11 protein-coding genes and 1 pseudogene are annotated in these 14674 nt (G+C 62.9%); 10 read left to right on the forward strand and 2 right to left on the reverse strand.

The features are described from left to right. Positions 1-65 precede the first annotated feature (65 nt). The 4 genes from I6J72_RS12290 to I6J72_RS12305 all read left to right on the forward strand — a co-directional run bounded on the left by I6J72_RS12290 (position 66) and on the right by I6J72_RS12305 (position 4406). Positions 66-803, forward strand: coding sequence for an MIP/aquaporin family protein (locus I6J72_RS12290; protein ID WP_204099387.1), 738 nt, complete (start codon positions 66-68; stop codon positions 801-803). A gap of 24 nt (positions 804-827) precedes the next feature. Then, a complete protein-coding gene (gene glpK / locus I6J72_RS12295) occupies positions 828-2375 on the forward strand; it encodes a glycerol kinase GlpK (RefSeq protein ID WP_204099388.1) in 1548 nt (515 codons plus the stop codon). Positions 2376-2459: 84 nt separating this feature from the next. After that, complete coding sequence (locus I6J72_RS12300) at positions 2460-3296, forward strand: HAD family hydrolase (RefSeq protein ID WP_204099389.1); 837 nt, start codon at positions 2460-2462, stop codon at positions 3294-3296. Positions 3297-3341: 45 nt separating this feature from the next. Beyond that, entirely contained in the window at positions 3342-4406 is a 1065-nt protein-coding gene (locus I6J72_RS12305) for an HNH endonuclease signature motif containing protein (protein ID WP_204099390.1), read from the forward strand. Between the two features lie 110 nt (positions 4407-4516). Here the strand turns inward: I6J72_RS12305 and I6J72_RS12310 are convergent, their stop codons facing one another. Continuing rightward, complete coding sequence (locus I6J72_RS12310; protein ID WP_204099391.1) at positions 4517-6508, reverse strand: N-acetylmuramoyl-L-alanine amidase; 1992 nt, start codon at positions 6506-6508, stop codon at positions 4517-4519. Positions 6509-6663: 155 nt separating this feature from the next. Between I6J72_RS12310 and glf the strand changes: the two genes are divergently transcribed. The 3 genes from glf (at position 6664) to I6J72_RS12325 (ending at position 8858) form a co-directional block, all read left to right on the forward strand. After that, positions 6664-7860 carry a UDP-galactopyranose mutase gene (gene glf / locus I6J72_RS12315; protein WP_204099392.1) on the forward strand — a complete coding sequence of 399 codons (1197 nt, stop codon included), beginning with the start codon at positions 6664-6666 and terminating at the stop codon, positions 7858-7860. 83 nt (positions 7861-7943) lie between these two features. Beyond that, complete coding sequence (locus I6J72_RS12320; protein WP_144792409.1) at positions 7944-8204, forward strand: hypothetical protein; 261 nt, start codon at positions 7944-7946, stop codon at positions 8202-8204. A 45-nt stretch (positions 8205-8249) separates the two neighbouring features. Next, positions 8250-8858, forward strand: coding sequence for a three-helix bundle dimerization domain-containing protein (locus tag I6J72_RS12325; RefSeq protein WP_204099393.1), 609 nt, complete (start codon positions 8250-8252; stop codon positions 8856-8858). 2 nt (positions 8859-8860) lie between these two features. Here the strand turns inward: I6J72_RS12325 and I6J72_RS12330 are convergent. Then, positions 8861-9247: pseudogene (locus I6J72_RS12330) on the reverse strand (IS110 family transposase); the annotation flags it as partial. Between the two features lie 627 nt (positions 9248-9874). Between I6J72_RS12330 and I6J72_RS12335 the strand changes: the two are divergent. The 3 genes from I6J72_RS12335 (at position 9875) to I6J72_RS12345 (ending at position 14671) form a co-directional block, all read left to right on the forward strand. Then, positions 9875-10378 (forward strand): ECF transporter S component, encoded by a 504-nt coding sequence (locus I6J72_RS12335; RefSeq protein WP_239107369.1) that lies wholly within the window; start codon positions 9875-9877, stop codon positions 10376-10378. A gap of 107 nt (positions 10379-10485) precedes the next feature. Further along, positions 10486-12732, forward strand: coding sequence for an ATP-binding cassette domain-containing protein (locus I6J72_RS12340; RefSeq protein ID WP_239107371.1), 2247 nt, complete (start codon positions 10486-10488; stop codon positions 12730-12732). Between the two features lie 166 nt (positions 12733-12898). Then, a complete protein-coding gene (locus I6J72_RS12345; RefSeq protein ID WP_204099395.1) occupies positions 12899-14671 on the forward strand; it encodes an AMP-binding protein in 1773 nt (590 codons plus the stop codon). Positions 14672-14674: the final 3 nt, after the last annotated feature.

The following is a 14674-nucleotide window of genomic DNA, read 5'->3' on the forward strand; positions in this document are numbered from 1 at the left end:
CCCAGCGAGGACGTTTGCTGTCTCTCGCTGGGCCTTTGGCCTAGGCAAAAGAGAAAGGACAAGTTATGACCGGAACTGATGCATTCCTGTGGGAGTTCCTTGGCACGGCAGTGCTGCTCCTGTTGGGTAACGGCGTCTGCGCCACTGTAAACCTCCGCACCTCCGCGGCGCGTGGTGCAGACTGGATCGTTATCGCAATGGGCTGGGGCCTCGGCGTCTACTTGGGCGCTAGCATCGCGGACCCCACTGGCGGTCACCTTAACCCAGCGGTGACTATCATGCTCGCTGTCAACGGCTCTCTTGAATGGAGCCTCGTGCCTTATTACCTCCTGGGTCAGATCTTGGGCGCCATGCTTGGTGCCTTCCTGGCGTGGGCAACGTTTAAGCAGCTTTTCGACGCCAACAATGTCGACGAAGCCGGCAACGTCACCGGAGCCAACAAGAACACCGGCGGTATTTTCTTCACGAACCCGGCGCACCCGAATAACGGCTGGAACGCAGTGACGGAGTTCATCGCTACCACTGTGCTGCTCATGTTCATCGCCTTCGGTCCTACCGGCGGCGAGCTCGGCCCGCTGAGCTACTTCGGTGTTGCCTTCGTCATCGTGTCTATCGGTCTGTCCCTCGGTACCCCCACCGGATACGCCATCAACCCGGTCCGTGACCTTGGTCCCCGCATCATGTACGCCTTCGTCCTGCCCATCAAGGACAAGGGCACTGGAAACTGGGGCTATGCCTGGGTTCCGGTCGTCGCGCCGATGCTGTCGGCCGTCGCCGTTGGCCTGCTGTCCATAGCCCTTTAAAACACCCCCGACAAGGAGAAAGTTATGTCCACCAAGAGCTACGTTGCAGCGATTGACCAGGGCACCACGTCCACGCGCTGCATCATCTTTGACCACGACGGCGAGCAGGTGTCCGTCGGCCAGCTCGAGCACGAGCAGATTTTCCCAGAGAAGGGCTGGGTCGAGCATGACCCAGAGGAAATCTGGAGCAATACCCGCCGCGCGGTGGGTGAGGCCTTGGCCAACGGCGACATCAACGTTGAAGACATCGCCGCTTTGGGTATCACCAACCAGCGTGAGACCACCGTTGTATGGGACAAGAAGACCGGCAAGCCGGTCTACAACGCCATCGTGTGGCAGGACACCCGCACCACTGAAATCTGTAAGGAACTGGCTGGCGACGAAGGCGCGGACAAGTGGCGCCGCCGCACCGGTCTGATCATCAACTCCTACCCGGCTGGCCCGAAGGTGAAGTGGATCCTCGATAACGTCGAGGGTGCTCGCGAGCGCGCCGAGGCTGGCGAGCTTCTCTTCGGCACCATCGATACCTGGTTGCTGTGGAACCTCACCGGCGGCGCCGACGGCGACAACGGCCAAGAAGCCCTCCACGCCACCGACGTCACCAACGCTTCTCGTACCCTTCTCATGGACATCGAGAAGCTCGAGTGGGATGAGGATCTGTGCAAGGAGATGGGTATTCCTACCTCCATGCTTCCGGAGATTCGTCCCTCCCTCGGTGACTTCCGCACCGTCCGTGAGCGCGGCTCCCTGTCTGGCGTGCCGATTCGCGCCATCCTTGGTGACCAGCAGGCCGCCATGTTCGGCCAGGGCTGCTTCCGCCCGGGTTCTGCGAAGAACACCTACGGCACCGGCTTGTTCCTCCTCCTCAATACCGGTACCACCCCGAAGTTCTCCGACAACGGCCTGCTCACCACCGTGTGCTTCCAGCGCGAGGGCGAGCGTCCGGTCTACGCGCTCGAGGGTTCCGTGTCCATGGGTGGTTCCCTGGTGCAGTGGCTGCGCGATAACCTGCAACTCATCCCGAACTCCGCGTCCATCGAGAACCTGGCCCGCGAGGTCAAGGACAACGGCGGCGTCTACATCGTGCCGGCCTTCTCCGGCCTCTTCGCTCCGTACTGGCGCCCGGACGCTCGCGGTGTAATCGTGGGCCTGACCCGCTACGCCAACCGCAAGCACCTAGCCCGCGCGGTCCTGGAATCCACCGCGTACCAGACCCGTGACGTCGCCGATGCCATGGTCGCCGACTCCGGTGTGGAGATCACCGAGCTGCGCGTCGACGGCGGCATGACCATGAACGAGCTACTCATGCAGTTCCAGGCAGACATGCTCGGCGTCGAGGTCCACCGCCCGAAGAACGTGGAGACCACCGCCACCGGTGCGGCTTTCGCCGCCGGCCTTGACTCCGGCTTCTGGGATGACCTCAGCGTGCTGGGCTCCCAGCAGGGCGACTTCAAGGTCTGGAAGCCGCAGCGCGAAAAGGAGGAGGTCGAGGCTCTCTACCGCGACTGGAAGCGCGCTATTAAGCGTTCCCTCAACTGGGAAGATGTCGACGATGATGACGTCATCGCTTAAGCTCTAACGTCTTCCCCACGGCGGCCGTGACAACATGTGTTGCGGCCGCCTTTTTGCTGCAGCCCCTGACGTAGACTCAAGGTTATGACTTTCCCGGAGCACGCCCCGCGCCTCATCGTGAGCGATATCGACGGAACCTTGTTGGACCGCAATCACCGCGTGCCTAAGCGCAATCGGGAGGTCATTTCCCGGGCTGTCAACACCGGAGCCGAGTTTGCCTTGGCCACGGGTCGGCCTTTCCGCTGGATTATGCCGGTGCTGGAGCAGCTTACGGTGCGTCCGGTGTGCGTGACCTCGAATGGCGCGGTGATTTATGATTCTGCCGAGGACCGCGTCCTTTCTACCCACGAGTTGTCCCCGGAGGCTTTGGCCGAAACTGTCGACGTCGCCTCCAGAGCCCTCCAGCCCCTAGGTGGCGCGGGTTTCGGTGCAGAGCGCGCTGGCGGCTCGCTGCTGGATCCCGTGGACGAACTCTTCGTGGTGGAATCGCATTATTCGGAGAACGCGATGTTTGAGGGATTCGGCCTGGTCAGCGTGGGGGAATTGGTGTCGAAACCAGCCGTGAAACTGCTGATCCGCAATACTGATTATTCGGCCCCGGAGCTCTATGAGTTGGTTGCCCCGCACATCGATCCAGAGCTTGCCCACGTCACGTACTCGATGTCGGAGGGCGTGCTCGAGGTCGCTGCGCCGAACGTGACCAAGCGCCGCGGGGTTCAGTGGTTGGCGGAACATCACGGTATTTCACGCGAAGACATCATCGCCTTCGGCGATATGCCCAATGACCTCGAAATGCTGGAGTGGGCAGGCTGCGGCGTCGCAATGGGAAACGCACACCCCGCGCTTGCCGACGTCTCCGATGCCACCACCCTGCCCCATCACCAGGCCGGGGTGGCTAAGGTGCTTGAGCACTGGTTTTAATCTTCCGGTTGCAGGGTTGGTTGGGGTGTTTTAGGGTTCTGGGTCATGGGGGATTTAGAAACCTATTTCTCCTACCGCAACTCGGGGATCACGTTGGTGGAGCAAGCGGTAGGAGGCGAGAATCGTTTACGCGCACTCGGCGCTTCACCTGCCGACGCCACCGAACTGGCACGCCTGAACCACATTTACTTCGGCGCCACGAAATTCACGGGCAAACAACGACAAGCCCGCCACCGGGCCGCAGAGCAACGCCACGACCTAGCCACATTAAGCTTGATTGAGTCCTACACCAAGAAACTCAACAATCAGCTGCATGCCTGGAACCTACGCCTCAAGCTTGCCGGCACCCCAGCACACAACATCCCAGCCGTAGCAGCCAAGCGCTTAAAAGAACTCAAACCTAAACGTGTGCCGAAACCTGGGGTACGCATGACCTATCGTGCTGATGGGCCGCATTCACTCACGATTACCGATGACCCCATGACCGTCACCGAAATGCGCGGCGTTCTAGAATCTCTCAACCAGAACAACCTGCTGGAAGCAGCCAAACAGGTCTTCTTCAACAAGTCCCACGGCGGAACCAAACCCGCCGTATTCACCAGCGTGGTCGTAACCTTAGACAAGCTCGACAAGATTATCTCCGGCGACGGGGATGACATCGTCCTGGAGCTCACCAATGGTGGGCGTATGACCGGCACGCAGTTTTTGAACTACAAGTTTGCTGAGATCGGCTACGTCACCCTCATCCACCCCACCATCGGGCCGGTATGGCTGCACCGCATGAAACGCCTCGCCGGGTTTGAGCAGCGCATCATGGCCAGTGCTGAGCACCCGACCTGTGCCAGGAAAGGTTGTAACAAACCGGCTGATTATGCCCACGTGCATCACCTGGTGCCGTGGAAAGCAGGCGGGACTACCGACCCGCCGAATCTAACGATGCTGTGTGCCTACCACAACGGTATTAACGATGATGACCCGGATAAACCCACCGGGGCCGGCTACGTCTTCCGCCTCCGCGGTGAAGTAGGCTACATCCCACCCTGGGCAGAACCGATCACTGCCCAGGCGGCTTACCAACAAGCCCAGAACAACCTCCCCCGGCCAGGCTAAACCCCCCAAGCACCACACCGCCCACGCGGACGCCCCCACAGGGCCTCCGCGGCGTTGGCGATCCTCAACGCGGGGCCCTGCGCTGTGCAGAGCCTCACTCGAGCTGAGGATTAGTCCGTAAAGACGTGAATCTGCTCGGTATCTGGGTTGTAGACGATGGAACCGCCCTGGAAATGAACGCGGACTTCCTTGCCGTTGCCGGTGAGGATCTGGTCGGACGTCGGCAAGCCAAGCTTGGCGGCGTTAGCGCCGGTTGCCCACTCCTTGGCAATCTGGCCCACCAGTGCGTGGGCGCCAGTCTCCTCGGAGTAGAGGACCACGCCGTTCTGGAAGAGCTGCGAAATGATACCCGACGTCTCATCCGGGCCGCCCACGGCTAGCCCCAGGACCGGCCCGAAGTTGTTGAGCACCGCGGTCCACGTCTCCTTGAGGCCCTCATTCTTGCTCAAGGACACCACCTTGGTCACGATGCCCGGAATCTGCTCGACCGGCAGTCCGCCGACCTTTTGGTCCATGTCAATCTGCTTATCGGAGCGGCTGTACATGATGCCGAAGACCGTGGCAGCTAGGCCGAGGAGTGCCGTGATGGTGCTGAGCGGAATCTCGGAATCACCAATCGAGGACATCGGCTCTTGCGCTGCCGGTTTGTTCGGGCGCGGTGCTGGTTCATCGGTGACTGTCGCTGTGTCGGTTGCAGTGGACCCTTCGAAGTCATCAGACCAATCGATTGAGCCAGATGCCCCAGACCTGATGGCCTTGTATTTCTTATGCGCTGCTGCACGAATCTGCGGCCAGAGCGCAATGGTGTAGCGGCCCGGGCATGCAGTGAAGTGAGCGTCACTGTGGCCGAAGAAGCCGTAGACCGGGGCATAAGCACCGGCCGGGTACCTCGAACCGGAGAAGCCCTGCGAGCGAAGGTTCACGCGGGATTCCGGATCAACACCAGAGATAGCGGCCTTCCAGCCCGCCAGGTCCGTGACTGACTTCAGCAGGGCAGCGGTCGGCTGAGTCTTCTCGTAATTACCAATCATCGAGATGCCCCACGTGTTTTCGTTGAAGCCACCGATGTGGGCGCCCTGCACGGCCTCGTCGAGGCCACCATAGCGGCCTTCGTAAATCGTGCCGTACTTGTCCACCAAGGCGTTGTAGCCGATATCGCACCAGCCCAGGTTTTGTGCGTGGTATTGGTATGCCGCGCGGACCTGTGCAGCTGCCTGCGCGCGGGTGTAATCATTGGAACCTGCAGTGTGGTGCAGCGCAATAGCCTTCACGCCATCATCGTAATCAGCGTCCTTACAACGCAGGCTCTCATCCGCGCCCCAACGAGCACGAGATACCACGCGCGGCATACCGTCAGTATCGGCAGTGGCTTCGATAACCTCGCCCTCCTGAGCATTGCCGTCCATAAACACGGCCTCAAGGCCCTCCATGCTGGCGGTGTTCTCGACGTCCGCTACTGGCGCAATGTCACCGACATTGGACGCAATAGGCGCCGGCAGCGGGTTCGCGGAGCGCTCCGCGGCAGCATTGGCGGCGGCGAGGGAGGGGGAGACGTCGTCAAGCGCGGCGTCCTCCTCAACCTCCGTCTCCTCGAAGGATTCATCGAGGTTGGACCCCGTCACGAGATCGACATTGTTGATGGAAACCTGCACATCGTTAGTGTCGCCCACGAAGATGAGCTCAGTACCGTTCGTGGCAGAGGGGTCATCGCCGGAGTAGGACATCGCGTCCATGTCGTACCACTCGGACCAGGACCCGTCCGGCTGCTTCGCGCGCACGAAGGCGGCGACATCGCGCGGGCCCTTCCACGTCACGGCGAAGGAGGAAAAGGTTTCGTCACGGTGGAACTGCTTCACCGCGCGCGGCCCAGAGCCGTCACCTTGGGAGGCGATGGCAGGGTCATCGACGACGACCGCTTCGCCCGAACCGAAGGACTCGCTGTGGGACGAAACTTCAATCGGCCCGTTGCCAGCCTCCTGGGTCTGGAGAATGGTATGCCCTCCGAAGGCGGCGGTGGTGACCACGGCGATGGAGGTGACCGCGGCGATAATCGGCGTAGACCACCGAGATTTCGCGGGGACGAGACGACGTTTCTGTTGCACTGTTACTCCCTAGGGGCTATCTGCAGGTTAAAAAGAGCGCAAAAAGTTAACTAACGGGACACATGTTACGACAGTTGCGTGTGGGGTCGGAGGTGTGACACGCGCGTGCTCGTCATCCGCGGCACCAGGGGTAGCGCTGTTTTAAGCTGGAGCCCATGACTGCATATGACCTCATCGTTGTTGGATCTGGATTCTTTGGCTTAACCGTGGCCGAGCGCGCAGCCTCCCAGCTGGGCAAGAAGGTGCTCATCGTGGAGCGCCGCGAGCACCTGGGTGGCAACGCCTACTCGGAGGCCGAGCCGGAGACCGGCATCGAGGTCCACAAGTATGGCGCGCACCTCTTCCACACGTCGAATAAGCGCGTGTGGGAGTACTGCAACCAGTTCACGGATTTCACCGACTACCAGCACCGCGTCTTCGCCATGCACGATGGCACGGCCTACCAGTTCCCCATGGGCCTGGGCCTGATTAACCAGTTCTTTGGTCGCTACTACTCCCCGGATGAGGCGCGCGAGCTTATTAAGGAGCAGGCCGGTGAGTTTGCCGTAGATGAGGCGCAGAACCTGGAAGAGAAGGCCATCGCGCTGATTGGCCGCCCGCTCTATGAGGCTTTCATCCGCGACTACACCGCCAAGCAGTGGCAGACCGACCCGAAGGAGCTGCCGGCTGGCAACATCACTCGCCTGCCGGTGCGCTATACCTTCAATAACCGATACTTCAACGACACCTACGAGGGCCTGCCTGTCGACGGATACGCGGCCTGGCTGGAGAAGATGGCGGAGCACGAGCTTATCGACGTCCGCCTCAACACCGACTGGTTCGACGTGCGCGAGGAGGTGCGGGGGGCGTCGCCAAGCGCGCCGGTGGTCTACACCGGCCCACTGGATCGCTACTTCGATTTCGCCGAGGGCGAGCTGGGCTGGCGCACGCTGGACTTCGACCTGGAGGTGCTGGAAACCGGTGACTTCCAGGGCACCCCGGTGATGAACTACAACGATGCGGATGTGGATTACACCCGTATCCACGAGTTCCGCCACTTCCACCCGGAGCGGCAGGATAAATATCCTGCCGATAAGACGGTCATTATGAAAGAGTACTCGCGCTTTGCCGAGAAGGGCGATGAGCCGTACTACCCGATTAACACTCCGGAGGACCGCGCCAAGCTGGAAGCCTACCGCAAGCTCGCTGCTGCTGAGGCCCGCGAGAACTACGTCCTCTTCGGTGGCCGCCTGGGCACTTACCAGTACCTGGATATGCACATGGCCATCGCCTCCGCGCTGAGCATGTTCGACAACAAGCTGGCTCCGTTCTGGAACGAGGGCAAGGCCCTAGAGCAGGAGCGCGGCCACTAGGCCGCAGTGCTGCCCCCCGGCCGCTCCCTATAGTGCGGCACGGCGCGCTATGCTGAAACACCTCGATGGAAGGAGGTGACGGCATGGCCCAGCGCAAGAAGAGGAAGCGCGCGCCCGGGGCTGCGGACCGCAGCATGTGGAAGATGTCCCCGGAGCGGCTTGAGGAACATCTCAAGCTACGTAGTCGCGCGACCCGCATTCCCGATAAGAAAAAGCAGCAAGCAAAGAAGGCCTGCCGGAACACCCGGCAGGCCTTTGGCCTTTGTGGGCCCCGAAGACCATCGCCGGCGCCAATCATGAGCGGTGTGAAAGTAAAACTTGAGGTCGGGACAACAACTCGCTAAAGTAAACTCCAGGTTAACAATAGGCGAACAGAAAGTGAGTTTAAAATGACCTCCCCGAATTCCCGTCGTTTCGATACTCTGCGCCAGGATCTTCAGGCCGACTACGGTCACGAATGCAGCACCGACGAGATCAACTCTGTCTTGGATGCTGCCATTAAGCGCCACGAGGAAGGCGCTACTCTCGAGGACTTTGTGCCCGTCATGGTGGAGCGCGAGGTGCGTGAGCACTTTGGTGGCCACCGTATCCACGTGCGTTTTGCTGCCGGCGCCGACCATGCGCTGGCCCAGGCAGCAGTGGCGTTGACGAAGAAGTACGCCGGCGATGCCCTGCTGGTGGACGCTGCCGTGGCACACCCGGAGAACGAGTCCGATTCCCACATGGCCCACGTGCTCCAGGAGCGCGGTATGGCTGAGCATCCGGACCGCTACCTCGAGGACCTGCGTCTGCTGACCATCCCGGATTACATTGTGTACCTTGGCCGCGACCTCCCACGCGATGAGGCAGGCAAGGACATCAAGATTTGGGATATTGCTACCGCTGAAACGGTGGAAGAGACCCGCGAGTTGGCCGATGACCTCGGCGCCCGAGTGCTCTACATGCTCAACCGCCTGGGTATCGAGCCTATCTCGGAGGATGCCGCTGTCACGGCCTAAATCAGCTGGATAAAGACTTCCTCAACGCGGTCGACACTGCGCAGGGAATCTGGAAGGTTAAGACCGGCATGGGCGATGACGTAGGCGTCGCGTACATCGGTCTTGGAGTTGCCGACGTGGATGCGAGAGAGCTGTCGCATCGCAAGCCCTGGTAGATAGCGAACATCTGCCCCCATGTCTTGGGCCACTGCGACGGTCAACCGGCCGATGTTGTTGGGAATAACAAGGACCGAGGCGTTGTCGGCGAGGAATTGGCCGAAGAGCTTGCGTAGCGAGCCTTCATGCTGATTGATGCGTTTGGACAGGACTTGCCTGCCTTGGGGATCGAGGACGCAGGCGTGGTGGAAGTATTTGCCGACGTCTACGCCAATGACGAAGTCATAGGCCATGGGTGTATGCCTCCTAGCGATGAATTAGAAGTTGGACTATTTAAGCTTCATCGCTGGGGTTGTCGGACAAGCTTGCGCTGGCATCCACATTACTGTGAGACCTCATACCACCTGGGCTGGGTCAGGTTCCTATTAGCAGTTTGAGTATGTCACTGTCTTCGGCGGCATCACCCCCGGATCATTTTCAGACAGGGGCGGGAATAAGCCATACCGAAGCCAGCGACTAGTTCCACTGTCCTTTCAGACGGAGGGAACGGAAATAAACATAACCAGCCCAATCGGGCGGACAGGTTATGAATCTTCGGTGCCCTGAGGTGGAACTGCTAACAACGTAATGGGGGGAGCGGGGGCAAAGTCAATAATTCGAGTCTGGCATAAGTTGCTAAGGATTGCCTAACCTAATACTGTTTCAAGTTAGGTTCCCGATCGGGAATCGGCAACGGAAGCGAGGCGGCGACGATGAACAGAAAACGTGGATCGACCAGAGAACCCCTCTCCGGAGGGGGAGTCGGGGACGCGGGCCCGGACGGGACGGGCGACGGCGACGCGGTGGCGTCGCAGACGGACGACGGGCGGTTGGTACACGTCGCACCGGTCGCAGCGGGTGGCCGACCATCCACCCGCGATATGCTCGTCGCCGCCGCGATCGGCGTCGCGGGGTCTCTCGTCGTCGTGCCCCTGACCTACCTGCAGGTGTTCGCCGGCATCGCCCACGTTTATCTCGTCGCGGCGACGCTCGGGTTGTGGTTCCTGCAGTGCGTCGTTCCCCTCATCGTCGTCCGCAAGCCTGGCGCGAGCCTCATCGCGTGCCTTGCCATGGGCGTCGTGTCCGCGGCGACCACCCCGTTCGGCGTCGCCGCGATCGGGGCGCTGATCATGGAAGGATTGCTCATCGAGCTTCCATTCATGGTCACCCTGTACCGGCGGTGGACGCGTACCCAGTTCGTGGCGTCGGCGATGTTGTTCTCCGCGATGATGGGAACGATGGCCCCGCGCGCAGTTGGCGTCGACTCGCCGACCACGCCCATGACCCTGATCAGCTTCGCCGTAGCCTTGGCATCGAGCCTGGTGTTTTTGGTCCTGGGCTTTGCCGTCGCAAAGGGGCTTCGCAGCCGCGAGGTCACCCGGTGACCGGCGGAGCACCTGCGTGCGCCGGTGCGACACGTGGGACGGCCCCGGCCCGGTTACGGGTCAGTGGCGCTGGCGTGCGGCACGCCGATGGGCGATGGGCACCCGACATGGTGGATCTCTCCTTCGACTTCGGTACGATCAATGTCATCACGGGACCCGTGGGATGCGGAAAGACGAGCCTGGCCCACCTCATCGCTGGACTGATCCCCTCGCACATCCCCATCGACCATGCCGGATCCGTGCATATCGTTGATGTCGACGGCACCGAATGCCCCGTGGACGGGGACCGGGTCACCTTCGTCGGGCAAGACCCGGCGACGCAGGTGCTCACGCTTCGAGTCGTCGATGACGTATCCATGGCCCTCGAGTTTTCCCTCGTGGAAGCCGACATCGTCGCCAAGCGATCAGCCGCGGCCCTATCAGAGCTCGGGCTGTCAGAGCTCGCGGAGAAGGATCCGTGGGCTTTGTCGGGCGGGCAACGCCAGCGGATGGCCATCGCCGGCGCGGTGGCCAGTGCGCCGGAGGTCATGATCTTCGACGAGCCCGCGGCCCACGTCGACGAGGATGGTCGCCGGTCGCTGTTCGCCGCTATCCGTGATTTGCGGGCCCCGGGGCGCGTCATCCTGCTCATCGAGCACGACCTCCGCCCGTTCGACGGGTGGGTCGACACGGTGACGATCCTCGATGCGGACGGGAGCGTCGCCGCCCACGGAGCGCCGGATGACATCGCGGTGAAGGGCATTGCGACGTCGGCCGCGACCGCCGGAGCGCCGGACGCCAGTACGCCGGGCACGGGGGCACCGGACCGTCTCAGTCCGGACTGGCGGCGAAGGTCCCGGGGAGCCGGGAATGGCGCCGATCCGGAATCGGAGGCGGATGCCGTTCCGCTGCTGGCCTTGACCGGAGCCAACGTGGCCCGGGGCGGGGAGCGGATCCTGAACGGGGCTGATCTGACACTGGAACGGGGCGAGATCCATGCTCTAGTCGGCGCCAACGGAGCCGGTAAGTCCACCTTGCTGGCGGTGCTGTCGGGCCAGATGAAGGCGGGAGCGGACATACGGATCGACGGCGAGTCCGCCCGGCGCGCCCCCGACGCCTTCGCGTCGTGGGCGTTCCAGAACCCCGAGCACCAGTTCACCCGTGCGACCGTCGCCGCGGAAATCGCCTCCGCGCTGGCCGGCACGGACCCGCACGGACCACTCGGCGCCGATGAGCTGAGGAAACTGCGGGAAGCCTTGTGCCCCCGGGCACTTGACCCTGTCTCGCCGTTCGTCCTGTCGGGCGGACAGAAAAGACGGTTGGGCATCTTCCTGGCGGTGGCGGCCAATCGCCGTTTGCTGCTTCTCGACGAGCCGTTGGCGCACCTGGATTCGCCGAGCTCGCGCATCGTACTGGATACGCTGGCGGAATACGCCGGGGCCGGCGGAACCGTTGTGTTCACGTGCCACGACCGCCGTGCCGCGCGAACGTGGGCGGATCGGGCGAGCATCGTCGCCGAAGGGAAGGTCGCCTGGTCTGGTCCCGCGGCCGACGTGCCGGCTGCCCCGGAGTCGTCCCGGCGGGATCGCGCACTGCCCGCGGCCGGCGCAGGGACGTCCGGGAATGAAAGCCCCTGGACCAGTGAATCCGCCTCTCGAAGGCGCGCAGGGTTGAACGCCATCACGATTGTCGGGGCGGTGATGCTCGTCGTCGCCGCCGGGCTGCTCTCCGGTGGAGACGCCGTTGTCGCGCTGACGGTGGTCGCGTTCCTCGCACTCGCTGCGATCGCGGAACGCGACGTTCGGGCGACGGCGGGGAAGGTCCTCCTCGTCCTGTTGATCGGGGTGTTCTTCGGCCTGCTCGGGTGGCGCTCCGAGTTCTACGGCAGTGGGGATCCGACGGAGGCTGTCCGCCACGGCATCCATCACGGACTGCTGCTGACGGCCGTGTTTGCGGGGACGGTCCTGGTCTCCGCGTGTATGCGCGTCGAGGAGCTTTTCGACGCCATGGTGCAACGCCTCCGGGTGCCCTACACATGGTGCACCATAGCGATTTCCGGGGTGAGCATCGCGGCGTTCCTGCGCAGCGAAATCCCCCAGCTGACATGGGCGATTAGATTGCGCTCGATGCAACCAGGGCAGTCTTTCCGCTCCGGCTTCATTCGCGCGACGACGCCCGCGCGCATCGCCTTTCCCCTGTTCGTCAGCGCCGTGCGCGGCGCCGAAAAGCTGTCCCTGACCCTGGCGATGCGCAACTTCGGCCGCCATCCGCGGCGTACCTTCCGCACCGATCACCCCTGGCGAGTGCGTGACGGTTTCGCGGCCGCAGCGTCCGCCGCGGCCTTCGTTGCCGCCCTGGTGTCCGCAGTGACTTGACGGGCACCCGGAACCGGCGGGCCCCGAGCCCGCGAGCGTTTCCGAGCCTGTACGGAGACGCGCCCCACCCAGTTGCTTCAACCCTTCAGACACATTCTCCGGGTCGCGCCATGCGGGCCCGGTCCGCCCGGCACCGGCATGGCGCCGACAACCGAAAGAGGTACCAGTGAACACGATCCGGACCATCAGCGACGCGCTTCGGGACAAGGCCGATGAGACGAAGAAGGGGATCACCTTCGTCGAGAATCGGCGGGACGTCTTCGTCCCGTACGGCCGGGTCCATACGGAGGCGGTGGCGGCTGCGACTCGGTTGGCCGAAGCCGGCATCGGCCCCGGCGACCGCGTAATCTTCCAGGTTTCGGAGAACCGCGGGCTCATCCGGGCGTTCTGGGGCTGCGTCTACGTCGGCGCGGTTCCGGCGCTTGCGCCGCCGGTGTCGGGCCCGGCTGACGTCGACAGGGTGCGGACGCTCTTGGACATGATGCCCGGGGCCCCGATCTTGGTCGATGAACGCAGTCACACGCTGCTCACCGGCGCAAAGGGTGCCGTGGTCGTGGACGAGGACCGGCTGCTCGACGTGTCCATAGTCAATGACGCCGCCGCGGAGCCGGGGACGGCGATGTCGGGTGATGCTGAATCGGACTTCTCTCAGCCGGGGGATGTGGATTCCGGGGAGGGCGCCGGCGCGGTCCCCGCGTTCCCGGTGCGGGGTGGGACGGGCGGCGAAGCCCTTATCCAGTTTTCGTCCGGCTCCACGGGATCGCCGAAGGGCGTCATCGTAACCAACGAGTCCGTGCTGAACGGTCTGCGCGCGACGATCCCACGCCACGCGCACCGGTACGAGAACAAGATGCTCACGTGGCTGCCTTTGACCCACAACCTTTCGCTGATCGGCTTCCACGTCTACGCCCTTTTCCGTGGGTACGACCAGGTGTTGCTGCCGGTTTCCGAGGTGATCGCCGATCCCCGGAGTTGGTTCGAGGCCGTGACCAGGCACCGGCCGACGGTGACCGTGTGCCCGAACTTCGCGTTCAAGCATTTCCTGCGCCATCTCGAGCGCCGGCCCCTCGGGCACGACCACGGTTACGACTTCTCCAACGTCCAGAAGCTGATGAGCGGTTCTGAACCCATCGACGCTCCATTGGCCCGGAAGTTCCTCGCGGCGATGTCCGCCATGGGCCTCCGGGAGGATGCCCTGACCTCTGCCTACGGAATGTCCGAAGCTTGCCTGCTGGTCACGACCCGGGACATCTACTCGGGTCTGTCCACGGTGCGGCTTGACCGGACGGGCATCGCCACGGGGCAGCGTTTCGAGGACATCAAGAGCGAGTCTGGAGCTGAGTTCGTCGCCTTGGGCCAGGCCGTCCCGGGGATCTCGTTGACCATCCGCGATGACGGGGGCGGGGTCCTCGGCGACGGCACCGTCGGTGAAATCCACATCGCCGGCGCTCCGATGACCCGCGCCGCGATCACGGCAGAGGGGATCGTGGAGCACGAGCTTACCGATGACGGGGCGTTCGCCACGGGGGACATGGGCATTCTCCGCGACGGCGAGTTGTTCGTCCTCGGCCGGAAGAAGGACATCATCTTCGTCAACGGCCGGAACTACTATTCGGCCGATTTGGAAGCCGTGCTGGAGAATGTGCTTGACCGTGATGTCGCCGTTCTCGGCCGGAGCAACCCAGCCACGGGCGAAGAGGAGATCGCCGTGTTCCTGGCCAGGCAGACCCCGACCGATCGTGCGGCCGACGGTGCGACCGGTGTCGGGCAATCGGACGCGGATGAAACTCCGATCGATGAACAGGCGGTGGCCCGTTCCGCGATGACCGAGCTGATGCGCGTCGCCGGGGTGCCCGCTTCCCGGGTTCTGTGGGTCGACGAGCTGCCCGTCGCGTCTAACGGCAAGAAGCTCCGCCGCAAGCTCGAGGCTCTGCTCTGAGGC

This window comes from Corynebacterium sp. FDAARGOS 1242 (assembly GCF_016889985.1).
In the GTDB taxonomy this organism is placed as follows: domain Bacteria; phylum Actinomycetota; class Actinomycetes; order Mycobacteriales; family Mycobacteriaceae; genus Corynebacterium; species Corynebacterium minutissimum_B.